We start from the raw sequence: 21,327 nt of genomic DNA, 5'->3' as shown, positions 1-21,327 counted from the left end.
GGCCGGATAGGCTCTGGCCTCGATGGACACCGAAGCAGCCACACCGGAACGCGACCGTTCCTCTGCCGCCGACGAGGCGGAGCCTGAGGAGCGGTCGCGTTCCGTCGTGCTGCGGCGGAGACTGGCGCGGGCGCTGCCGGTGTGGTGGGCCGAGTGGCGGCGGACGATCCTGCTGGCGCTCGCCGGTGTGGCCGCGCTGCTGCTGGTCAGCACTTTCGTGGTGCAGCCCTTCCAGGTGCCCAGCGGCTCGATGGAGGGCACGCTGCGGATCGGTGACCGGGTACTGGTGGACAAGCTGGCGTACCGCTTCGGCGGCACTCCGCAGCGGGGGGACGTGATCGTGTTCGACGGCGACGGGTCGTTCACGCAAACCGGCGGCACGGACTTCGTGAAGCGGGTCATCGGGGTCGGCGGCGACCGGGTCACCTGTTGCGACGCGCAGGGACGGCTGCAGGTCAACGGCCGTCCGCTGGACGAGACCTACCTTTATGCGGGGGACACCCCGTCCCGGGTACCGTTCGACATCGTGGTACCGGACGGAAGACTCTGGGTGATGGGCGACCATCGCGACGACTCGCGTGATTCTCGCGACCACCTCGGCGATCCCGGCGGCGGTACGGTTCCGGTCGGCCGGGTGATCGGCCGCGCCGACTGGATCGGCTGGCCGGTCGGCCACTGGACCAGGCTGCGCCGGCCCGTGACCTTCGCCGCCGTTCCCGCCCCGGCCGGCCCGCATGGGTAACCGCGGCAGGGCGCGCCCGGCCGGTGGCCGGGCGGCCGGGGAAGCAGGTTCCGCCGAGGAGCCGGCCGGCGAGGACGATCTGAACCCGCCCAGACTGCCGGGCAAGACCCGGATCGAGCGGCGCAAGCTCGCCCGCAAGGTCCGCCGCAAGCGGCGCCGCTCGCTGGCCCGTGAGGTGCCGCTGCTGGTCATGGTGGCGCTGCTGATCGCGCTGGTGCTCAAGACCTTCCTGCTCCAGGCGTTCGTGATCCCGTCAGGATCGATGGAGCAGACCATCAAGATCGGCGACCGGGTGCTGGTGGACAAGCTCACCCCCTGGTTCGGCGCCCAGCCGCACCGCGGCGACGTGGTCGTCTTCCAGGACCCGGGCGGCTGGCTGTCGGGCGAGCCGGCGCCGGCCCCGGACCCGGTGGTCATCAAGCAGGTCAAGCAGTTCTTCACCTTCATCGGGCTGCTGCCCGCCACCGGTGAACAGGACCTGATCAAGCGGGTGATCGGGGTCGGCGGCGACACGGTGGAGTGCTGCGACGCCCAGGGCCGGCTGCTCGTCAACGGCAAGCCGCTGGACGAGCCCTATCTGTACCCGGGCAACCCGCCCTCGCTGAAGAAGTTCGTCGACCACGTACCGCAGGGACGCCTGTGGGTGATGGGCGACCACCGCTCGGACTCGGCGGACTCGCGCTACCACGTCGACCAGCCCGGCGGCGGCACCATCCCGGAGAGCCTGGTGGTCGGGCGGGCCTTCGTGATCGGCTGGCCGATCGGCCACTGGCAGCGGCTGAAGGAACCAGCGACCTTCGGCGCGGTGCCCGCGCCGGGGTCGGCCGCCGCGGCGGCCACAGGTGAGCCCACTAGGGTGGGCTCGGCCAACAACGGTCAAAGGACGAACCGGCTACCGACTCCTGCGGAACTCTCGCTCGTTATGGGAGTGGCGGGCCTGCGCCGGATGGGGCGCGGGCGGCGGTCTGGAGTGAGGAGTGGATGTGGGGGACCTGGTGGTCGGCGCGCGGTCTGGACCCGGCGAGCCCGAGAAGCGGGATTCCGAGGTGCCCCCGGCCGACGAATCGGCGGCAGACGCCCCGGTCCCCGGACGGCCCCCGGCCGGGCCGGCGTACGACGACAGGACGGGTATGACGACGGCGGAGCATGACCCGGCCTCCGGTGGCGGTACGGCGAACGGCAGGTGGGTCGAGGACCCCGCGCCGGGTGCCGCGCTGCCCGGCAACGGCATTCCGGCGATGGCGCCCGGCGCCCCCGGTGACCCGGTGGGGCCGGTCGGCCCCGCGGATCCGCGGCGGGAGAAGGACGACGAGGACGCGGAGCGGTCCCACCGCGACGACAACCGCAAGCAGCGGTCGTTCTGGAAGGAACTGCCGCTGCTGATCGGGATCGCCCTGGTGCTGGCGCTGCTGATCAAGACGTTCCTGGTGCAGGCCTTCTCCATCCCGTCCGACTCGATGAACAACACCCTGCTCAAGGGCGACCGGGTGCTGGTCGACAAGCTCACCCCCTGGTTCGGCTCCACGCCGAGCCGTGGCGAGGTCGTCGTCTTCCACGACCCGGGCGGCTGGCTGCCGGAGAATCCCTCCCCCAGCAGCAACGTGGTGGTGCGCGGCCTGCAGAAGGGCCTGAGCTTCATCGGCCTGATGCCCTCGGCCGACGAGAAGGACCTGATCAAGCGGGTGATCGGCGTCGGCGGTGACACGGTCTCCTGCAAGGGCACCGGACCGCTGATGGTCAACGGCAAGGCGCTCGACGAGCCGTACGTCTTCCCGGGCAACACCGCGTGCAGCCCGGAGGTGCCCTTCACCGTGCACGTGCCCAAGGGCAGGATCTGGGTGATGGGCGACCACCGCCAGGACTCGCTCGACTCCCGCTTCCACACCACGCTCCCCGGCGGCGGCACCGTCCCGAACAGCGACGTGGTGGGCCGAGCGGTCGTGGTGGCCTGGCCGGTCAACCGCTGGGACGTGCTCTCCATCCCCGGCACCTTCTCGCAGCCCGGCATCAATGCCGCGGGTGCGGCCATCCCGACGGCGGCCGGCCTGGCCGGCGCGCTGCCGCTGGTGATGTGGCGCAGGCGGCGGCTGCTGTCCAGGGCCGAGCCGGTGCAGGCGGCCGCTCAGGACTGCTGACCCGGGGCCGTACCGCCCGGTAGGGTTCCGGTCCATGAGCAGCAGCAGCGGCGCGATGACCGGCACCGGCACCACAGGGAGCAGCACCGTAGGACGCGGCACAGCCGGTGGCCGGGGCGGTATCGGCCACCGGCTTTCCGGTATAGCCATCGCCGTGGGCTGCGTGCTCTTCCTGGGCGCGGCGGTCTGGGGAGCCCTGATCTACCGCCCGTACACGGTGCCGACGAATTCGATGGTGCCCACCGTGCAGCCCGGTGACCGGCTGCTGGCCCAGAAGGTGTCGGGCTCCGCGGTGCACCGCGGCGACGTGGTGGTCTTCCAGGACAAGCTGTGGGGCGCCGAGCCGCTGGTCAAGCGCGTTGTCGGGGTCGGCGGCGACGTGGTGGCCTGCTGCGACGCGCAGGGCCGGCTGACGGTGAACGGCAAGCCGGTCGACGAGACCTATCTCAAGGGCGGCGGCCCGGCCTCGATGGAGCCCTTCAGTACCCGGGTCCCCGCCGGCGACCTCTTCCTGCTCGGCGACAACCGCGCGGTCTCCGAGGACTCCCGTATCCACCTGGCCGACGCCCAGGGCGGTGCTGTGCCGGCCGGCGACGTCCGCGGCCGGGTGGACGGCATCGCCTGGCCCGCGTCCCGGATGGGCCTGCTGGCGCGCACCTCCGCCTTCGGCGCGATCCCGGGCGGCGGATCGCCGGGGCAGGGTCCCCTCGGCTCGCTGGTCATCGCGGTCATCGCCGGCGCGGTGCTGATCCTGGGCGGTGCGGCCTACGACCCGCTGGCCAGACTGCTGAGGCGCAGGTGATCACCGCGGACGTGCGGGTGCGGGGAAGTTCCGCGCGGTCGTGAGACCGTGTGACGCACAATGGGGGCACGCACGGCTGAAGGGGAACACACGATGAGCGCCGAGGACCTCGAAAAGTACGAGACCGAGATGGAGCTGAAGCTCTACAGGGAGTACCGCGACGTCGTCGGCCTGTTCAAGTACGTGATCGAGACCGAACGGCGCTTCTACCTCACCAACGACTACGAGATGCAGGTGCGCTCGGTGCAGGGTGAGGTGTTCTTCGAGGTCTCCATGGCCGACGCCTGGGTCTGGGACATGTACAGGCCGGCCCGCTTCGTGAAGCAGGTGCGGGTGCTCACGTTCAAGGACGTGAACATCGAGGAGCTCAACAAGGCGGATCTGGATCTGCCGTCGGACGACTCCGGCTTCAACAACTGAGGCGCGCGGAGAGTTATCCACAGGCTTGAGAGCAAGATCATCGTGAGGGCGGCTCACTCTGTCACAGTCAGTGACGGAGGTGGTACGCATGAACGCGCGAGGTGCGCTGGGGCGGTACGGCGAGGAGGTCGCGGTCCGCGCCCTGCTGGCGGCGGGCCTGACGGTGGTCGGGCGGAACTGGCGGCACGGCCGCCGCGGTGAGATCGACATCCTCGCGACCGAGGGTGACGCCCTGGTGGTCTGCGAGGTCAAGACCCGGCGGGCCGGGCCCTTCCAGCACCCGATGGCGGCGCTTCCCCCGGCGAAACTGGACCGGCTGCGGACGCTGGCCGAGCGATGGACCGCCGAGCACGGCGGGGCGCCACCGGGCGGGGTGCGGATCGACCTGATCGGCGTGATCCTGCCCGACCGCGGCGCTCCCGCGGTGGAGCACGTGCGGGGGGTGGCGTGATGGGCTTCGCCCGTACGTGCTCGGTCGCGCTGATCGGCGTCGAGGGTGTGGTCGTGGAGGTCCAGGCCGACCTGGAACCGGGCCTCGCGGCCTTCACCCTGGTCGGCCTGCCCGACAAGAGCCTGGTCGAGAGCCGGGACCGGGTGCGCGCCGCGATCGTGAACAGCGGTGAGACCTGGCCGCAGAAGAAGCTCACCGTCGGCCTGAGCCCAGCCTCCGTCCCGAAGGGCGGCTCGGGGTTCGACCTGGCCGTGGCCTGCGCGCTGCTCGCCGCGAACGAGCGGATCGCCCCCAAGTCCATCGCCGACCTGATGATGATCGGCGAGCTCGGCCTCGACGGCCGGGTCCGCCCGGTGCGGGGCGTGCTGCCCGCGGTGCTCGCGGCGGCCGAGGCGGGGTATCGCCATGTGGTGGTCCCCGAGCGCACCACGGCGGAGGCCTCGCTGGTCCCCGGCGTCGCGGTGCTCGGCGTGCGCAGCCTGCGCCAGCTGGTGGCGGTGCTCAACGACGAGCCGGTCCCCGAGGAGGAGGACGAGGGCCCCTACGGGGAGGGCAGGCCCGATCCCATGCTGGCCGGGCTGACCGTGCCCGGCGGCGGGGTGGGCTCGGGCCTGGCCACCAGCCTCGGCGGCGGTACCGCGGACAGCGGCAGGGCGGTCGGCCCCGACCTGGCCGACGTGGCCGGGCAGTCCGTCGCCCGGCTCGCCCTGGAGGTGGCCGCGGCCGGCGCCCACCACCTCTATCTGAAGGGTCCGCCAGGTGCCGGCAAGACGATGCTGGCCGAGCGGCTGCCCGGCATCCTGCCCGCGCTGTCCCGCCAGGAGTCCCTTGAGGTCACCGCGGTCCACTCGGTGGCCGGCATCCTCCCCGCGGGCCGCCCGCTGGTGGACTCGCCCCCCTTCTGCGCGCCCCACCACTCGGCCACCATGCCGTCGCTGGTCGGTGGCGGCAGCGGACTGCCCAGGCCGGGAGCGGTGTCGCTGGCGCACCGTGGGGTGCTCTTCCTGGACGAAGCGCCGGAATTCACCGTGAAAGCCCTCGAAGCGCTGCGGCAGCCGCTGGAGTCCGGCCATGTGGTGGTGGCCCGCTCGGCCGGGGTGATGCGGCTGCCGGCCCGCTTCATGCTGGTGCTGGCGGCGAATCCGTGCCCGTGCGGGAGGTATTCGCTGCTGGGCGCGGGCTGCGAGTGCTCGCCGACGGCGGTGCGCCGCTATCAGGCCAGGCTGTCGGGGCCGCTGCTCGACCGGGTGGACCTGCGGGTCGAGGTGGAGGCGGTCAGCCGCTCGGAGCTGATCGGCCGCGGCCCGGGGGAGAGCACCGCCGTCGTCGCCGCCCGGGTGCGGGAGGCCAGGGAGCGGGCCGCCGTGCGCTACGCCGACACCCCGTGGCGGGCCAACGGTGACGTCCCCGGCCATGAGCTGCGCACCCGCTGGCCGGTCGCCTCCGGCGCGATGCACCCGGCCGAGCGGGACATGGAGCGCGGGCTGCTCACCGCCCGGGGCCTGGACCGGGTGCTGCGGGTGGCCTGGACGCTGGCCGACCTGGCCGGGCACCCCCGCCCGGACGCCGAGGACGTCCGGGCGGCCCTCCAACTGCGCACCGGCGTCAGCCGGGGCCCCGCGCCGGCCGGGAGCTTCTGATGCCGGGCCTCGATCGGGACCCGCGCGACCCGTCGGCACCGTCCCAGCCCATGGCGCTGTCCGCGCTGTCCGGGCCGCCCGATCCGGACGGCCCGGCGGAGGCGATGCGGCGGGTCTACCGGAGCGGGGGAGAGAGCGGCACGGCCGCCGCGGGGCTGGGGGAGTGCACCGGGTGGCAGGAGCGGCTGGCCAGGGCCGCGCTGACCCGGATCGCCGACCCGGGGGACGAGGTGATGGGGCGGGCGGTGCGGGACCGCGGCGTGCAGGCGGCGCTGCGGGCCGCGTGCGGCGGCCGGGCGCTGCCGGGAGCCAGTCCGCGCCGGACCGCTTCCTATGCCCGGCGGGCCGCCCGCGCCGACCCGGTGGCCGACCTGGCCGCCGCCCACCGGGCAGGGGCACGCTTCGTCTGCCCCGGGGACGGCGACTGGCCCGGGCAACTCGACGACCTCGGCCCGCAGCGCCCCCTCGGCCTGTGGGTCCGCGGCCGGCCGTCGCTGCGGCTGTGGGCGCTGCGGTCGGTCGCGGTGGTCGGCGCCCGGGCCTGTACGGACTACGGCGCCCACATGGCGGCCAGGCTCGGCGCGGATCTGGCCAGGGCGGGCTGGGTGGTGGTCTCCGGCGCCGCCTACGGGGTGGACGGGGTGGTGCACCGCAGCGCCCTGGCGGCCGGCGGCGCGACCATCGGGGTGGTGGCGTCCGGTGTGGATGTGGCGTATCCGCCGGGCAACGCCGAGTTGATCGGGAGGATCGCGGAATGCGGCCTGCTGGTCGGCGAGTTGCCGCCCGGCGAGCACCCCACCAGGAGCCGCTTCGTGCTGCGCAACCGGGTGATCGCCGCGCTGACCCGGGGCACGGTCGTGGTCGAGGCCCGTTACCGCAGCGGCTCGCTGATCACCGCGCGCCGGGCGGCGGCCATGGGCCGGATCACCATGGGGGTGCCGGGGCCGTGCACCAGCGGGCTGTCCGAGGGAGTGCACGAACTGCTGCGCGGCGGTGCGGCGGTGGTGACCGACGCGGCCGAAGTCGTCGAGCTGATCGGCGAGATCGGCACCGACCTCGCGCCCCCGCGGCGCGGCCCGGTGCTGCCCCGCGACCTGCTCGGCCCGGCGGCGGCCCGGGTGCTTGAGGCGGTGCCGGGCCGGGGCGCCGCCGACGAGCGGCAGATCGCCGACGCCGCCGGGTCCACCTGCGACGACACGCTGAGCAGGCTCTACGAATTGCAGGCGCTGGGCTTCGTCGAACGGCACGACGGGAGGTGGCAGTTGGTCCGTACCAGACGGGGCGGCGGCACGCGGCACGCCTGTTGACGTGACCGGTACACCATCAGGTGACAGCGGAAGCCCGTGACCTGGGGCGATCGCGGGACGCGGAGTTCGGGCCCCGGCCGCGCCCCATGATGGCCCGATGCGGACGTTCGGCGGCCCCCGCGCCGGACCCCGCGAACCTGCCGCGACGTCCGCGTACCCGTAGAGGAACGTATCTGCGCATGTCCCATACGGATGATGTAGCAATAAGCGACACTATGGTCACGCTACGCTCTCGGAGGCTCGATTTCTCATCCACGTCACGGCAGAACGGCGCACAACGACGCATGCCCCAGTACACGCCCGGGTCCGAACGGGCGACGGCCGCGACCGCCGCCCCGGCCGCCGCGCGGCCCGCCGCCCCCACGACGCTCGACGCGCTGTGGCGGACCTACAAGTCCACGGGGGACGCCCGGCTGCGCGAGCAACTGATCCTGCACTACTCGCCGCTGGTGAAATACGTGGCCGGCCGGGTCAGCGTGGGACTTCCGGCCAACGTGGAGCAGGCCGACTTCGTGTCGTCCGGGGTGTTCGGCCTGATCGACGCGATTGAGAAGTTCGACCCTGACCGGGCGATCAAATTCGAGACCTACGCGATCACCCGGATCCGCGGCGCCATGATCGACGAACTGCGCGCCCTGGACTGGATCCCGCGCTCGGTGCGGCAGAAGGCCAGGGCGGTGGAGCGGGCCTACGCCACGCTGGAGGCCAAGCTCCGCCGCACCCCCAGCGAGCCCGAGGTGGCCGCCGAGATGGGCGTCGGCCTGGAGGAACTGCACGGCGTCTTCAGCGCGCTGTCGCTGGCCAACGTGGTGGCGCTGGAGGAGTTGCTGCACGTCGGCGCCGACAGCGGTGACCGGCTCAGCCTGGTGGACACCCTGGAGGACACCGGCGCCGACAACCCGTCCGAGGTCGCCGAGGACCGCGAACTGCGCCGCCTGCTCGCCCGGGCCGTCAACACGCTGCCCGAGCGGGAGAAGACCGTGGTCACCCTCTATTACTACGAGGGCCTGACGCTGGCCGAGATCGGTCAGGTACTGGGCGTCACCGAAAGCAGGGTCAGCCAGATCCACACCAAGTCGGTGCTTCAACTGCGGGCAAAGCTCGCCGACGTCGGCCGCTGACCCCACCTCCGCACTGTCTACAGTGGTGGGATGCCCAGGATTCGAGCGGCCTCGGTGGCCGAACACCGCACGATGCAGCGCCGGGCCCTGCTGGACGCCGCCAGGTCCCTGCTGTCCGAGGGCGGCACGGACGCACTGACCTTCCCGGCCCTGGCCGAGCGGACCGGTCTGGCCCGCTCCTCGGTGTACGAGTACTTCCGCTCCCGGGCCGCCGTGGTGGAGGAGCTGTGCGCGGTCGACTTCCCGGTCTGGGCGGCCGAGGTGGAGGCCGCGATGGAGACCGCGGACAGCGCCGAGGACCGGATCGAGGCCTATGTCCGCAGCCAGCTGGCCCTGGTCGGGGACCGCAGGCACCGCGCTGTCGCGGCGATCTCCGCGGGCGAGCTGGACCCCGGCGCCCGGGAGAAGATCCGCGCCGCGCACGGCGGCCTGGTGGCCATGGTGGTCGAGGCTCTGTCCGACCTCGGCCACGACGAGCCGCGGCTGACCGCGATGCTGCTGCAGGGTGTGGTGGACGCCGCCGTCCGGCGGATCGAACTGGGCGCCGCCGAGGACCCCGAGCGGATCACCCGGGCCGCGATAACCATGGCCCTGCACGGCGTCACCGGCTGACCCGCGCCCCGCGCCACACCCCGCCCGCCACATCCCGCCCGCCGCGACCTGCCCACGTCCGGGCCCGCTCACGCCGGGGCTGCGACCCCGTACACCGGCAGCAGCCGCGACGGACCCGGGCGCCGTATCCACGCCGGCAGCAGCGACAGCGGGTCCAGGTAGACGTCACCGCCCGGCACCGACTGCAGCAGCCCCCAGTGCAGGCAGCCCCCGGGGCAGTGCGCGAGCCCGCCGTCCAGCACGCCGACCTGCGCTCCCGCCGCCACCCGGGCACCGCCCGGCACCGTCGCCCGCACCGGTTCGTAGCTGATCCGCAGGCCCGGGCCGATCCGCAGCACCAGCACGCCCGTGCCGCCCACCTGCCCGGCGAAGACCACCTCGCCCGGCGCCGCCGCCCGCACGGCCGCGCCTGGACCCGCCCGCAGGTCCACCCCGCGATGCCCGGCGCCCCACCCCGTCGCCGGCGGCTCGAAGATCCGCAGCACCTCGGGCCGCCCGCGCGGCCCGGGTCCCGACACCGGCCAGCTCCGCCCGCCGGAGCCGGCCGCGGGTGGCTGAGCAGCGCCGCCCGTGCCGGCCAGCAGCGCCGCGATCATCGTGAACCACATCACCGTGAGTGCCATGACACGACGATCCCGCATTCCGCCGCCCAAAGATGATCATGGTCGCGGCCTGTGGATAACTCGGGTGTCGCCGGTGGCTCCACCGGTCCCGTACACTTTCTCTGGCGATCCGGGTCACCGGGTCGACTTCGCACGCCCCGCCACCCACCCCCTCTCAGGGGCGGTGGCCGCGCCCCTCGGTCCCTCGTGGCACGGCGCGTCGGGGCGTCAGGCGCGACCGCCGTCCGGCGGCCGCGATAACCGAGCACATCAAGGAGTACGGCCATGGCCGTCGTCACGATGCGGGAGCTGCTCGAGAGCGGCGTCCACTTCGGGCACCAGACCCGTCGCTGGAACCCGAAGATGAAGCGATTCATCTTCACCGAGCGCAATGGCATCTACATCATCGACCTGCTCCAGTCGCTGTCGTACATCGACCGCGCCTACGAGTTCGTCAAGGAGACCGTCGCGCACGGCGGCTCCATCATGTTCGTCGGTACGAAGAAGCAGGCGCAGGAGGCCATCGCCGAGCAGGCCTCGCGCGTCGGCATGCCCTACGTCAACCAGCGCTGGCTGGGCGGCATGCTCACCAACTTCTCCACCGTCTACAAGCGCCTGCAGCGCCTCAAGGAGCTTGAGGAGATCGACTTCGACGATGTGGCCGCGTCCGGCCTCACGAAGAAGGAGCTGCTGGTCCTCTCCCGCGAGAAGGACAAGCTGGAGAAGACCCTGGGCGGCATCCGCGAGATGCAGAAGGTGCCCAGCGCCGTCTGGATCGTGGACACCAAGAAGGAGCACATCGCCGTCGGTGAGGCGCGCAAGCTCCGCATCCCGGTGGTCGCGATCCTCGACACCAACTGCGACCCCGACGAGGTCGACTACAAGATCCCGGGCAACGACGACGCGATCCGTTCCGTCACCCTGCTCACCCGCGTGATCGCCGACGCCGTCGCCGAGGGCCTGATCGCCCGTTCCGGCGCCGCGCTGAACGACAAGAAGGCCGAGGGCGCCCCGGCGGAGCCGCTGGCCGAGTGGGAGCGCGACCTGCTCGAAGGCGAGAAGAAGGCCGACGACGCGACCGAGGCACCCGCTGCCGAGGCCGCGCCCGCGACCGAGGCTCCCGCCGAGACCGAGGCCCCGGCTGCGACCGAGGCTCCGGCCGAGGACGCGGCTGCGGACGCGCCGGCCGAGGCCGCACCGGCCGCCGCCGAGGGCGACGCCGAGCAGGCCTGACCTGAGGCCGGCGGCGCACCGCCGCCGGCACCACGCGTGACGACGGCGGGGGCCGATGCCCCCGCCGTCCACCCGTAGATCCACCGACCATTCGGGAAGAGACTCAAACCCATGGCGAACTTCACCGCCGCTGACGTCAAGAAGCTCCGCGAGCTGACCGCCGCGGGCATGATGGACTGCAAGAACGCCCTTGTGGAGGCCGAAGGCGACCTGGACAAGGCCGTCGAGATCCTTCGGGTCAAGGGCCAGAAGGGTGTCACCAAGCGCGAGGGCCGCTCGGCCTCCAACGGCGCCGTGGTGTCCCTGATCGCCGACGACAACTCCGAGGGTGTCCTGGTCGAGCTGAAGTGCGAGACCGACTTCGTCGCCAAGGGCGACAAGTTCGTCGCCGTCGCCGACGCCGTCGCCGCCCACGTGGCGAGCACCAAGCCGGCCGACCTCGGCGCGCTGCTCGGCTCCGAGATCAAGCCGGGCCAGACCGTGCAGGCCTTCGTCGACGAGGCGAACGCCACCCTCGGCGAGAAGATCGTGCTGGACCGCTTCGCGCAGTTCTCCGGTGGTTACGTGGCCTCCTACCTGCACCGCACCAGCCCGGACCTGCCCCCGCAGGTCGGTGTGCTGGTGGAGCTGGACAAGCCCGACGCCCAGACCGCCAAGGACGTCGCGCAGCACATCGCGGCCTTCGCGCCGAAGTACCTGACGCGCGACGAGATCGACGCCGACACCGTCGAGAACGAGCGCCGCGTCGCCGAGGCCACCGCCCGCGAGGAGGGCAAGCCCGAGGCCGCCCTGGCGCGCATCGTCGAGGGCCGGGTGAACGGCTTCTTCAAGGAGAACGTCGTCCTGGAGCAGGCGTTCGCCAAGGACGCCAAGAAGACCGTCCAGAAGGTGCTCGACGAGGCCGGCGTGACGCTCAAGCGCTTCGCCCGCTTCCGGGTCGGCGTCTGACCGTTCGACGGCCGCATGCCGGGTACCGGACGCCGGCGGGCAGCGAATGACCGACGGCCCCGCTAGGGTCGTACGCGGTCGGCCGCCCGCCGGCCGGCCGCAGATGTGACAAGGAGGCCATTGCCGTTCCGGGAACCCACGAGGACCCACGGCAATGGCCTCCTTTGTACGTGCACGAGGAGACCTCCATGAACGAAGGCGCCGAACAGGCCCCGACCACCGCATCCGCCGCCAGCAGCAACGGCGGCCCGAGCCGCCGCTTCCTGCTCAAGCTGTCCGGCGAGGCGTTCGCCGGCGGCGGCGGCCTCGGCGTCGACCCCGATGTCGTGCACGCCATCGCCCGCGAGGTCGCCGCCGTCGTGGCCGACGGCTACGAGATCGCCCTCGTCGTCGGGGGCGGCAACTTCTTCCGCGGCGCCGAACTGCAGCAGCGCGGCATGGACCGGGCCCGCTCCGACTACATGGGCATGCTCGGCACGGTGATGAACTGCCTGGCGCTCCAGGACTTCCTGGAGAAGGAGGGCGTCGAGACCCGGGTGCAGACCGCGATCACCATGGGCCAGGTCGCCGAGCCGTACATCCCGCTGCGGGCGGTACGGCACCTGGAGAAGGGCCGCGTGGTCATCTTCGGCGCCGGTATGGGCATGCCGTACTTCTCCACCGACACCACCGCCGCGCAGCGCGCGCTGGAGATCGACGCGGCCGCGATGCTGATGGGCAAGAACGGGGTAGACGGCGTCTACGACTCCGACCCCAAGAAGAACCCGGCCGCGGTGAAGTTCGACGCACTGGAGTACGGCGAGGTCATCGCGCGCGACCTGCGGGTCGCCGACCTGACCGCGATCACCCTGTGCCAGGACAACAAGCTGCCGATCCTGGTGTTCGAGCTGCTCGCCGAGGGCAACATCGCACGGGCGGTCAAGGGTGAGAAGATCGGCACACTGGTCAACACCCACGGCACCCGGGACTGACCACAACCCGCCACAGGGGATGGACAACACGCTGCCGGTCGGACACCGTGCAGAACAGACGCACGCAGGGGCCGCGCCTCCAGGGCTCCGCCTTCTGAATACCAGGAGCACATGGTGATTGAAGAAACCCTCCTCGAAGCCGAGGAGAAGATGGAGAAGGCTGTCGCCGTCGCCAAGGACGACTTCGCGGCCATCCGTACCGGCCGTGCGCACCCGGCGATGTTCAACAAGATCGTGGCCGAGTACTACGGCACCATCACGCCGATCAACCAGCTCGCCTCCTTCGCGGTGCCCGAGCCGCGGATGGCGGTGATCACCCCCTTCGACAACAGCAGCCTGCGCAACATCGAAGAGGCGATCCGCAACTCCGACCTCGGCGTCAACCCGAGCAACGACGGACGTATCATCCGGGTGGTCTTCCCGCAGCTGACCGAGGAGAGGCGGCGAGAGTACATCAAGGTCGCCAAGACCAAGGGCGAGGACGCCAAGATCTCCATCCGCAGCATCCGCCGCAAGGCGAAGGAGACCCTGGACAAGTTCGTCAAGGACGGCGACACCGGCGAGGACGAGGTGCGCCGCGCCGAGAAGGAGCTGGACGACACCACGGCGAAGTACGTGGCGCAGATCGACGAGCTGCTCAAGCACAAGGAAGCCGAGCTGCTGGAGGTCTGACCCGGGTCCGGCCGAGGCCGGTCCCCGGTCCGACCCGAGGTCGCCCCCCCCGCACCCGCCACCCGACCCCTCCGGTTCTCACGACCCCCGACGACGACGCGAGGCGAAGCTCAGTGAACGACTCTTCCTGGGGCGCTTCGCCACGCGCCGGCCACTGGGGAGCGCCCGAGGACACAGTCACGGCCACGGCGGGTTCCGCCGCGGAAAGCGGCATCAGGGGGAAGACTCCTCCTATGCCACCGCCACCCCCGGCCTCGGCGCCCCCGCCGCAGCAGCAGCCCGCCCCCGCGAAGAAGTCCGCAGGGCGGAATCTGCAGGCCGCGATAGGGGTCGGGGTCGGTCTCGGCGTGGTCGTCCTCGCGGCGCTCTTCATCGTCAAGGCGGTCTTCGTCGGGGTCGTCGTGGTCGCCGTGGTGATCGGTGTCTGGGAGCTGACCTCGCGGCTCGCCGAGCGCAAGGGCATCCACGTCCCGCTGATCCCACTCGCGGTCGGCGGCGCGGCGATGGTGGTGGCCGGCTACCTGCGGGGCGCCGACGGCGCATGGGTGGCCATGGCGCTGACCTCGCTGGCCATCCTGGTGTGGCGGATGACCGAACCCGCGCACGACTACCTCAAGGACGTCACGGCCGGCGTCTTCGCCGCCTTCTACGTCCCCTTCCTCGCCACCTTCGTGACGATGATGCTCGCCGCGGACGACGGCCCCCGCCGCGTCCTGGTCTTCCTGCTGCTCACCGTGGTCAGCGACACCGGCGCTTACGCCGTCGGCTGGCGCTTCGGCCGCCGCAAGCTCGCCCCGCGCATCAGCCCCGGCAAGACCCGCGAGGGCCTGCTCGGCGCGATCGCCTTCGCCATGGTGGCCGGCGCCCTGCTGATGCAGTTCTTCATCGACGGCGGCCACTGGTGGCAGGGCCTGCTGCTGGGCCTGGCCGCCGCCGTCAGCGCGACCCTCGGCGACCTCGGCGAGTCGATGATCAAGCGCGACCTCGACATCAAGGACATGGGCACCCTGCTCCCGGGCCACGGCGGCATCATGGACCGCCTCGACAGCCTCCTCCCCACCGCCCCGGTGGTCTGGCTGCTGCTGGTCGCCTTCGTCGGCAAGGGCTGACGCGGGGCCGTCGACGCCGGTCGTCGATGCCTGCAGCGGTCTTGATCGCCTCCGCACCCCTTGACTAGGTTGGCCGGCATGACCGACCCCAGAGCGCTCGCCTGGCCGCCCGACCCGATCAGGACCGAGCGGCTGGTAGTCCGCGAGTCCGAGGCCCGCGACCGCGCGGCGGTCATCGAACTGAACGCCTCACCTGAGGTGTACGCCTACCTCGGCGGTCCTCGGCCGCTTGCCGAGCTCGAAGGCACCGTCCCCGAGGTGCCCGGGCGGCGCCCCGGCTTCTTCGTGGTCGAGCTGGACGGAGCGGCGATCGGCACGGTGGAGCTCGACCCGCACACCCCCGAGCTCCCGGACAGCCCCCGCCGGGAGGCCGGGGGGACCGCGCTCGGCTACTTGTTCCTGCCGCACGCGTGGGGACGTGGTTACGCCACCGAGGCCTGCGCGGCGGCACTCCACTGGTTCGACGCCGCGCTTCCCGGTGAGCCGGTGGTGCTCTACACCCAGACCGCCAACGCCCGCTCGATGCGCCTGGCGGCGAAGCTCGGCTTCACCGAGCGGGAGCGATTCCACGCCTACGACGCCGAGCAGTGGTTCGGCGTGCGGCCCCCGGCCACACCGCCCGCCTGAGCCCGCCCCGAGGGCCCCGGACCACCGTGGACGGCCGGAGACGACCGTCACTGCCGGTCCGGGCAAGCCATGCGCGCGGGTCTGCGACACTGGACGCATCATGCCTGTGCCCGGAGAACTGACTTTCGCCGTGCCGCGTGGGGCCAAGAAGCCCCCGCGGCATCTTGCCGACCTCTCGCCCGCGGAGCGACGTGAGGCGGTGGCCGCGCTCGGGGAGAAGCCGTTCCGGGCCAAGCAGCTGTCGCAGCATTACTTCGCGCGGTTCGCCGACGACCCGGCGGCCTGGACGGACATCCCGGCCGCGGCCCGCGGCAGGCTCGCCGAGGACCTGCTGCCCGAGCTGATGACGGTGGTGCGGCACGCGTCGTGCGACGACGGCGACACCCGCAAGACGCTGTGGAAGCTCTTCGACGGGACCCTGGTCGAGTCGGTGCTGATGCGCTATCCGGACCGGGTCACGATGTGCATCTCCTCCCAGGCGGGCTGCGGCATGAACTGCCCGTTCTGCGCCACCGGGCAGGCCGGCCTCGACCGCAACCTGTCGACCGCCGAGATCGTGCACCAGATCGTGGCCGGCATGAAGTCGCTGCGCGACGGTGAGGTCCCCGGCGGGGCGTCGCGGCTGTCGAACATCGTCTTCATGGGCATGGGCGAGCCGCTGGCCAACTACAAGCGGGTGGTCGGCGCGATCCGCCGGCTCACCGACCCAGAGCCGGACGGCCTCGGGCTGTCGCAGCGCGGCATCACCGTGTCCACGGTGGGACTGGTGCCCGCGATGTACCGCTTCGCGGACGAGGGCTTCAAGTGCCGCCTCGCGGTGTCCCTGCACGCCCCCGACGACGAGTTGCGCGACACCCTGGTGCCGGTCAACACCCGCTGGAAGGTCCGCGAAGTGCTGGACGCCGCCTGGCACTACGCCGAGGTCTCCGGCCGCCGGATCTCGGTGGAGTACGCGCTGATCCGCGATGTGAACGACCAGGCGTGGCGCGCCGACCGGCTGGGCAGGCTGCTGAAGAACCACCGGGTGCACGTCAACCTGATCCCGCTCAACCCGACGCCCGGCTCGAAGTGGACGGCGTCCAGGCCGGAGGACGAGCGCGCGTTCGTCGCGGCGCTGGAGTCGCACGGCGTGCCGGTGACCGTACGGGACACCCGCGGCCAGGAGATCGACGGAGCGTGCGGGCAGCTCGCGGCGGCCGAGCGCTGACCTGCTGCTATCGTACGGTCGGCGACCGACGGCAAACATAGCGTCGTACAGTCGTACAACAGAACATTCCGACAGGGGAGCGCCTGCGACGGCGCTGAGAGTGCGGCGAGGGATCCGATCCGAGGATCCCAGGCCGCAGACCCTCCCACCTGATCCGGGTCATACCGGCGTAGGGAGTCATGCAGATGAGAACGACCCCACGGCGTGCTGTCGGCGCGCTCGTCCTGGCCACCGCCGCGGCGACCGTGCTGGCCGCCTGCGGCAGCGACTCGGACAAGGGCAAGGACGCGGCGGGCACCGGCTCCTCCGGGGGCGGCTCCAAGACCGTCACGCTGGTCAGCCACGACTCCTTCGCCGCGTCGAAGTCCGTGCTCGCGCAGTTCACCAAGGAGACCGGCTACACCGTCAAGGTGCTGCGCGGCGGGGACGCGGGCGCGGCGGTCAACCAGGCCATCCTGACCAAGGACCACCCGCGCGGTGACGTCTTCTTCGGCGTGGACAACACCCTGCTCTCCCGGGCGCTCGACAACGGCCTGTTCACGCGGTACACGGCCAAGGACCTGGCCCAGGTGCCGGCCGACGTGCAACTCGACGCGGCGAAGCACCGCGTCACGCCGATCGACTCCGGCGACGTCTGCGTCAACTACGACCGCGCCTACTTCACCTCCCACCACCTGGCCCCGCCGCAGACCTTCGCCGACCTGGTGAAGCCGGCGTACAAGAACCTGCTGGTGACCGAGAACGTCTCGACGTCCTCGCCGGGCCTGGCCTTCCTGCTGGGCAGCGCCGCCACCTACGGCGACGCGGGGTGGCAGGGGTATTGGAAGCAGCTCAAGAGCAACGGCGTCGAGGTCGTCGACAGCTGGGAGCAGGCCTACAACGACCGCTTCTCCGGCTCCTCGGCCGGCAAGCAGGCCAAGGGCGACCGGCCGCTGGTGGTCTCCTACGCCTCCAGCCCGCCCGCCGAGGTCGTCGGCGTCACCCCCGAGCCGGCCCGGTCACCCGTGGGCGTGTCCACCGGCACCTGCTTCCGGCAGATCGAATTCGCCGGCCTGCTGCACGGCGCGAAGAACACCGCGGGCGGCCAGGCGCTGATCGACTTCATGCTGAGCAGGACCTTCCAGCAGGACATGCCGCTGCAGATGTACGTCGACCCGGTGCGCCAGGACGCCGTCGAGCCGCCGGTCTTCGTCAAGTACGGCGCGAAGATCGCACACCCCACGACGCTGGCGCCCGGGAAGATCGCCGCCGAGCGCGACAGCTGGGTCGGCGCGTGGAACTCGATCGTCCTGAAGTGAGCGCAGGGTGAGCGCGCTGCGGATGGCGTACGACCGCGGCACCGGCAAGCTGCCCGGCTCCGGCCGGCCCGGCACCCCGCGCGGGACCGCCGCCGGGCGCCGGGCCGGCGTCCGCGCGGCGCTGGCCGTGCTCCCGCTGCTGTTCTTCGGCGCCTTCTTCGCCTATCCGGTGGCGGCGATCGTCACCCGCGGCCTGCACCAGGGCGGCAGGTGGCGGTTCGGCCGGTTCGCCGACGTCCTCGGTGACGCGGGGATCCGCCATGTGCTGTGGTTCACCTGCTGGCAGGCGGCCGCGTCGACCGCGCTGACGCTGCTGGTCGCGCTGCCCGGCGCCTACGCCTTCGCCCGGCTCGACTTCCCCGGGCGGCGGCTGCTGCGCGCCATCGTCACCGTGCCCTTCGTGCTGCCGACCGTGGTGGCGGGGTCCGCGTTCCTTGCGCTGCTCGGCCGAGGCGGCTTCACCGACTCGCTGTTCGGGCTGCGGCTGGACACCAGCGCGTGGGCGATCCTGATCGCCCACGTCTTCTTCAACTACGCCGTGGTGGTCCGCACCGTCGGCGGGGTGTGGGCGCAGCTCGACCCGGCGCAGGAGGAGGCCGCCCGGATGCTCGGGGCGGGCCGGTTCGCCGCCTGGCGGCGGGTGACGCTGCCGGCGATCGCCCCGTCGGTGGCCGCGGCGGCCCTGATGGTCTTCCTGTTCACCTTCACCTCCTTCGGCACGATCCAGATCCTCGGCGGCCCGCGGTACTCCACCCTCGAAGTGGAGATCTACCGGCAGACCGCGGAGGTCTTCGACCTGCCGACCGCCGCCGTGCTGACCCTGCTGCAGTTCGCCGCGGTCCTGGCGATCCTCGCCCTGCATGCCTGGACGGTACGGCGCCGGGAGTCCGCGCTGCGGCTGGTGGACCCGGCCCTGACCGCGCACCGGCCGCGCGGAGCGGCGGAACGCACGCTGCTGGGCGGCGTGCTCGCGGTGATCGGCGTGCTCATCGTGCTGCCGCTCGGTGTGCTGGTGACCCGCTCCTTCGACACCCCCGGCGGCTACGGCCTGGCCTTCTACCGGGCGCTGGGGTCCACCGACGGCGGCACCTTCAGCGTCGCGCCCTGGCAGACGCTGTGGAACTCGCTGCGCTTCGCCGCCGTCGCCACCGTCATCGCGCTCACCGTCGGCGGGCTGGCCGCCACGGTGCTGGTGCGCCGGGCGGGGCGGCTGGTGCGCGGCTTCGACGCGCTGCTGATGCTGCCGCTGGGCACCTCAGCGGTGACCATCGGCTTCGGCTTCCTGATCGCGCTCGACAGAGCGCCGCTCGACCTGCGGGACTCGTGGCTGCTGGTGCCGCTCGCCCAGGCGCTGGTCGGCGCGCCCTTCGTGGTGCGGGTGATGCTGCCGGTGCTGCGGGCGGTCGACGAGCGGCTGCGGGAGGCCGCGGCGGTGCTCGGCGCGTCCCCGTGGCGGGTCTGGCGGGAGGTGGAACTGCCGCTGGTGTCCCGGGCCGTTGCGATCGCCGCGGGCTTCGCCTTCGCGGTGTCCCTGGGCGAGTTCGGCGCCACCGTCTTCATCGCCCGTCCCGACGACCCCACGCTGCCGGTCGCCGTCGCCCGGCTGCTGGGCAGGGCAGGGCCGCTCAACTACGGCCAGGCGATGGCGTTGAGCACCGTCTTGATGGTGGTGTGCGCCGCCTCGCTGCTGCTGCTCGAAGCGCTGCGCACCAACGGATCGGGGGAGTTGTGACCGCACCGGCCACCACCGGCGCCACACCGGAGGCGCAGGACGCGCTGCTGTGCCTGGACGCCGCGACCGTACGCTTCGGGGGGCGCACCGCGCTGGACGCGCTGGACCTGGAGGTCGCCGAGCACGAGATCGTCAGCGTGCTCGGCCCCAGCGGCAGCGGCAAGTCCACCCTGCTGCGGGCCGTCGCGGGGCTCACCGCGCTGGACGCCGGGCGGGTGCTTCTCGACGGCGCCGACCAGCGTGAGGTGCCCGCGCACCGGCGCGGGGTCGGGCTGATGTTCCAGGACCACCAGCTCTTCCCGCAGCGTGACGTCGGCGGCAACGTGGGCTTCGGGCCGCGAATGCACAAGGCGCCGCGCGAGCGGCGGCAGCGCCGGGTGGCCGAACTCCTCGACCTGGTCGGCCTGCCCGACGCGCAGACCCGGGCGGTCGCCACGCTCTCCGGCGGCGAGCAGCAGCGGGTCGCGCTGGCCCGCGCGCTGGCGCCGGAACCGCGGCTGCTGATGCTGGACGAACCGCTGGGCCAGCTCGACCGGTCGCTGCGCGAACGCCTGGTGCTTGAGCTGCGGCAGCTCTTCGGCCGGCTCGGCACCACGGTGCTCGCCGTCACCCACGACCAGGGCGAGGCCTTCGCGATGGCCGACCGGGTGGTGCTGATGCGGGACGGCAGGATCGCCCAGACCGGGACGCCGCTGGAGGTCTGGCAGCACCCGGCCGACGAGTTCGTCGCCCGCTTCCTCGGCTTCGACACCATCACCGACGCCGTGGTCACCGGCGGCGTCGCCGTCACCGACTGGGGCAAGCTGCCCGCCCCGGCCGGCGCCCCCGACGGCCCCTGCCGGCTGCTGGTGCGTCCTACCGGTGTCCGGCTGTCCGCCGAGGGCGGGCTGCGCTGCGAGGTGGTCGCCCGCACCTTCCGCGGCGGCCATGTCGCGGTGCGGCTGCGGCCCGAGCACGGGCCGCTGCTGGAGGCGGAGTGCGCGCTGCGGTCCGCGCCGCAGGAAGGCGCCCTGGTCGGGGTGACCTTCGACCCCGAGGACGTCGTGGTGCTGCCGGGCTGACGGGGCCGCCGCCGCGTCACCCGACGGCGGCTCCCCCCCGCCGCGAAACCATCCGGACGGCACCGATGAGTTTCGCCGCGCCCGACCGTCCTATCTGCTGGAGGCGCGAACCACGCCCTCAAGGCCGACCAGATCCGGGAGCCCCACCATGCAGAAGATCACCACTTTCCTTTGGTACGACGGCAAGGCGGAGGAGGCCGCTGCCTTCTACACCTCGCTCTTCGACGACTCGCGGATCGTCCACGAGCAGCGGTACGGCGAGGCCGGGCCCGGCACCCCCGGCAGCGTGATGATCGTGGAGTTCGAGCTGGCCGGGCAGCGCTTCCTGGCGCTGAACGGCGGCCCCGAGTTCACCTTCAACGAGGCCATGTCGCTGTCCGTCGACTGCGGTTCGCAGGAGGAGGTCGACCGCCTGTGGACCGCGCTGACCGCGGACGGCGGCGAGGAGGGTCCCTGCGGGTGGCTCAAGGACCGCTACGGGGTGTCCTGGCAGATCGTCCCCCGGCGCCTCCAGGAACTGATCAGCGACGCCGATCCGGCCAGGGCGCAGGCCGCGGTGCAGGCGATGATGGGCATGAAGAAGCTGGTGATCAAGGAGCTGGAGGACGCCGCGGCCACTGCGGGCTGACCGCGGCCG

General features: G+C 72.3%; 21 protein-coding genes, 1 pseudogene and 1 riboswitch. Of the genes and pseudogenes, 21 read left to right on the top strand and 1 reads right to left on the bottom strand.

What is annotated here, in order from left to right; translation table 11 throughout:
- The first annotated feature begins 22 nt into the window (after positions 1 to 22).
- The 10 genes and pseudogenes from lepB (OG702_RS09925) to OG702_RS09880 all read left to right on the top strand — a co-directional run bounded on the left by lepB (OG702_RS09925) (position 23) and on the right by OG702_RS09880 (position 9,230).
- A complete protein-coding gene (gene lepB, locus OG702_RS09925) occupies positions 23 to 742 on the top strand; it encodes a signal peptidase I (protein WP_327288490.1) in 720 nt (239 codons plus the stop codon).
- On the top strand, positions 735 to 1,892 hold the full coding sequence (gene lepB, locus OG702_RS09920) for a signal peptidase I (protein WP_327288489.1): 1,158 nt from the start codon (positions 735 to 737) through the stop codon (positions 1,890 to 1,892). Before lepB (OG702_RS09925) ends, lepB (OG702_RS09920) begins: the two co-directional genes overlap by 8 nt.
- Positions 1,873 to 2,877, top strand: coding sequence for a signal peptidase I (lepB, locus tag OG702_RS09915; protein WP_327288488.1), 1,005 nt, complete (start codon positions 1,873 to 1,875; stop codon positions 2,875 to 2,877). The genes lepB (OG702_RS09920) and lepB (OG702_RS09915) overlap by 20 nt, the downstream gene beginning before the upstream one ends.
- A gap of 55 nt (positions 2,878 to 2,932) precedes the next feature.
- Positions 2,933 to 3,679 (top strand): signal peptidase I, encoded by a 747-nt coding sequence (gene lepB / locus OG702_RS09910; protein WP_442814703.1) that lies wholly within the window; start codon positions 2,933 to 2,935, stop codon positions 3,677 to 3,679.
- A 93-nt stretch (positions 3,680 to 3,772) separates the two neighbouring features.
- Entirely contained in the window at positions 3,773 to 4,099 is a 327-nt protein-coding gene (locus tag OG702_RS09905; RefSeq protein WP_327288486.1) for a DUF2469 domain-containing protein, read from the top strand.
- Positions 4,100 to 4,141: 42 nt separating this feature from the next.
- Positions 4,142 to 4,550 (top strand): annotated as a pseudogene (locus OG702_RS09900) (YraN family protein).
- A complete protein-coding gene (locus OG702_RS09895; RefSeq protein ID WP_327288484.1) occupies positions 4,550 to 6,190 on the top strand; it encodes a YifB family Mg chelatase-like AAA ATPase in 1,641 nt (546 codons plus the stop codon). Before OG702_RS09900 ends, OG702_RS09895 begins: the two are co-directional and overlap by 1 nt.
- Positions 6,190 to 7,497: a DNA-processing protein DprA gene (dprA, locus tag OG702_RS09890; RefSeq protein ID WP_327288483.1), complete on the top strand. Its 1,308-nt coding sequence runs from the start codon at positions 6,190 to 6,192 to the stop codon at positions 7,495 to 7,497. Before OG702_RS09895 ends, dprA begins: the two co-directional genes overlap by 1 nt.
- A gap of 284 nt (positions 7,498 to 7,781) precedes the next feature.
- Positions 7,782 to 8,618: an RNA polymerase sigma factor WhiG gene (whiG, locus tag OG702_RS09885; RefSeq protein ID WP_327288482.1), complete on the top strand. Its 837-nt coding sequence runs from the start codon at positions 7,782 to 7,784 to the stop codon at positions 8,616 to 8,618.
- A 30-nt stretch (positions 8,619 to 8,648) separates the two neighbouring features.
- Positions 8,649 to 9,230, top strand: coding sequence for a TetR/AcrR family transcriptional regulator (locus OG702_RS09880; protein ID WP_327288481.1), 582 nt, complete (start codon positions 8,649 to 8,651; stop codon positions 9,228 to 9,230).
- Between the two features lie 68 nt (positions 9,231 to 9,298).
- Here OG702_RS09880 and OG702_RS09875 read toward each other — a convergent pair whose 3' ends face one another.
- Positions 9,299 to 9,853, bottom strand: a complete 555-nt coding sequence (locus OG702_RS09875; RefSeq protein WP_327288480.1) for a murein hydrolase activator EnvC family protein — start codon at positions 9,851 to 9,853, stop codon at positions 9,299 to 9,301.
- Between the two features lie 264 nt (positions 9,854 to 10,117).
- Between OG702_RS09875 and rpsB the strand changes: the two genes are divergently transcribed.
- The 11 genes from rpsB to OG702_RS09820 all read left to right on the top strand — a co-directional run bounded on the left by rpsB (position 10,118) and on the right by OG702_RS09820 (position 21,318).
- Positions 10,118 to 11,065 carry a 30S ribosomal protein S2 gene (gene rpsB, locus OG702_RS09870; RefSeq protein WP_327288479.1) on the top strand — a complete coding sequence of 316 codons (948 nt, stop codon included), beginning with the start codon at positions 10,118 to 10,120 and terminating at the stop codon, positions 11,063 to 11,065.
- 111 nt (positions 11,066 to 11,176) lie between these two features.
- Positions 11,177 to 12,013, top strand: coding sequence for a translation elongation factor Ts (gene tsf, locus OG702_RS09865; RefSeq protein ID WP_327288478.1), 837 nt, complete (start codon positions 11,177 to 11,179; stop codon positions 12,011 to 12,013).
- Positions 12,014 to 12,201: 188 nt separating this feature from the next.
- Positions 12,202 to 12,984, top strand: coding sequence for a UMP kinase (pyrH, locus tag OG702_RS09860; protein WP_327288477.1), 783 nt, complete (start codon positions 12,202 to 12,204; stop codon positions 12,982 to 12,984).
- A gap of 114 nt (positions 12,985 to 13,098) precedes the next feature.
- Positions 13,099 to 13,656, top strand: a complete 558-nt coding sequence (frr, locus tag OG702_RS09855; protein ID WP_327293164.1) for a ribosome recycling factor — start codon at positions 13,099 to 13,101, stop codon at positions 13,654 to 13,656.
- A gap of 113 nt (positions 13,657 to 13,769) precedes the next feature.
- Positions 13,770 to 14,765 carry a phosphatidate cytidylyltransferase gene (locus OG702_RS09850; RefSeq protein ID WP_327288476.1) on the top strand — a complete coding sequence of 332 codons (996 nt, stop codon included), beginning with the start codon at positions 13,770 to 13,772 and terminating at the stop codon, positions 14,763 to 14,765.
- 78 nt (positions 14,766 to 14,843) lie between these two features.
- Entirely contained in the window at positions 14,844 to 15,392 is a 549-nt protein-coding gene (locus tag OG702_RS09845) for a GNAT family N-acetyltransferase (protein ID WP_327288475.1), read from the top strand.
- 100 nt (positions 15,393 to 15,492) lie between these two features.
- Positions 15,493 to 16,599 (top strand): 23S rRNA (adenine(2503)-C(2))-methyltransferase RlmN, encoded by a 1,107-nt coding sequence (rlmN, locus tag OG702_RS09840; protein WP_327288474.1) that lies wholly within the window; start codon positions 15,493 to 15,495, stop codon positions 16,597 to 16,599.
- Positions 16,600 to 16,662: 63 nt separating this feature from the next.
- Positions 16,663 to 16,792: riboswitch (TPP riboswitch) on the top strand.
- The gene (locus OG702_RS09835; protein WP_327288473.1) at positions 16,785 to 17,897 is read left to right on the top strand and encodes a thiamine ABC transporter substrate-binding protein; all 1,113 of its coding nucleotides are present in this window, start codon (positions 16,785 to 16,787) and stop codon (positions 17,895 to 17,897) included. Its footprint overlaps the riboswitch before it by 8 nt.
- Before the next feature lie 22 nt (positions 17,898 to 17,919).
- The gene (locus tag OG702_RS09830) at positions 17,920 to 19,629 is read left to right on the top strand and encodes an ABC transporter permease (RefSeq protein ID WP_442814702.1); all 1,710 of its coding nucleotides are present in this window, start codon (positions 17,920 to 17,922) and stop codon (positions 19,627 to 19,629) included.
- 44 nt (positions 19,630 to 19,673) lie between these two features.
- Positions 19,674 to 20,690, top strand: a complete 1,017-nt coding sequence (locus OG702_RS09825) for an ABC transporter ATP-binding protein (RefSeq protein ID WP_327293163.1) — start codon at positions 19,674 to 19,676, stop codon at positions 20,688 to 20,690.
- A gap of 148 nt (positions 20,691 to 20,838) precedes the next feature.
- Positions 20,839 to 21,318 (top strand): VOC family protein, encoded by a 480-nt coding sequence (locus OG702_RS09820; protein WP_327288471.1) that lies wholly within the window; start codon positions 20,839 to 20,841, stop codon positions 21,316 to 21,318.
- Positions 21,319 to 21,327 lie beyond the last annotated feature (9 nt).

The sequence above is a fragment of the Streptomyces sp. NBC_01198 genome, assembly GCF_036010485.1.
In the GTDB taxonomy this organism is placed as follows: Bacteria; Actinomycetota; Actinomycetes; order Streptomycetales; family Streptomycetaceae; genus Actinacidiphila.
The sequence above is the reverse complement of the archived record's forward strand: the minus strand, read 5'-3'. Positions and strand labels throughout refer to the sequence as shown.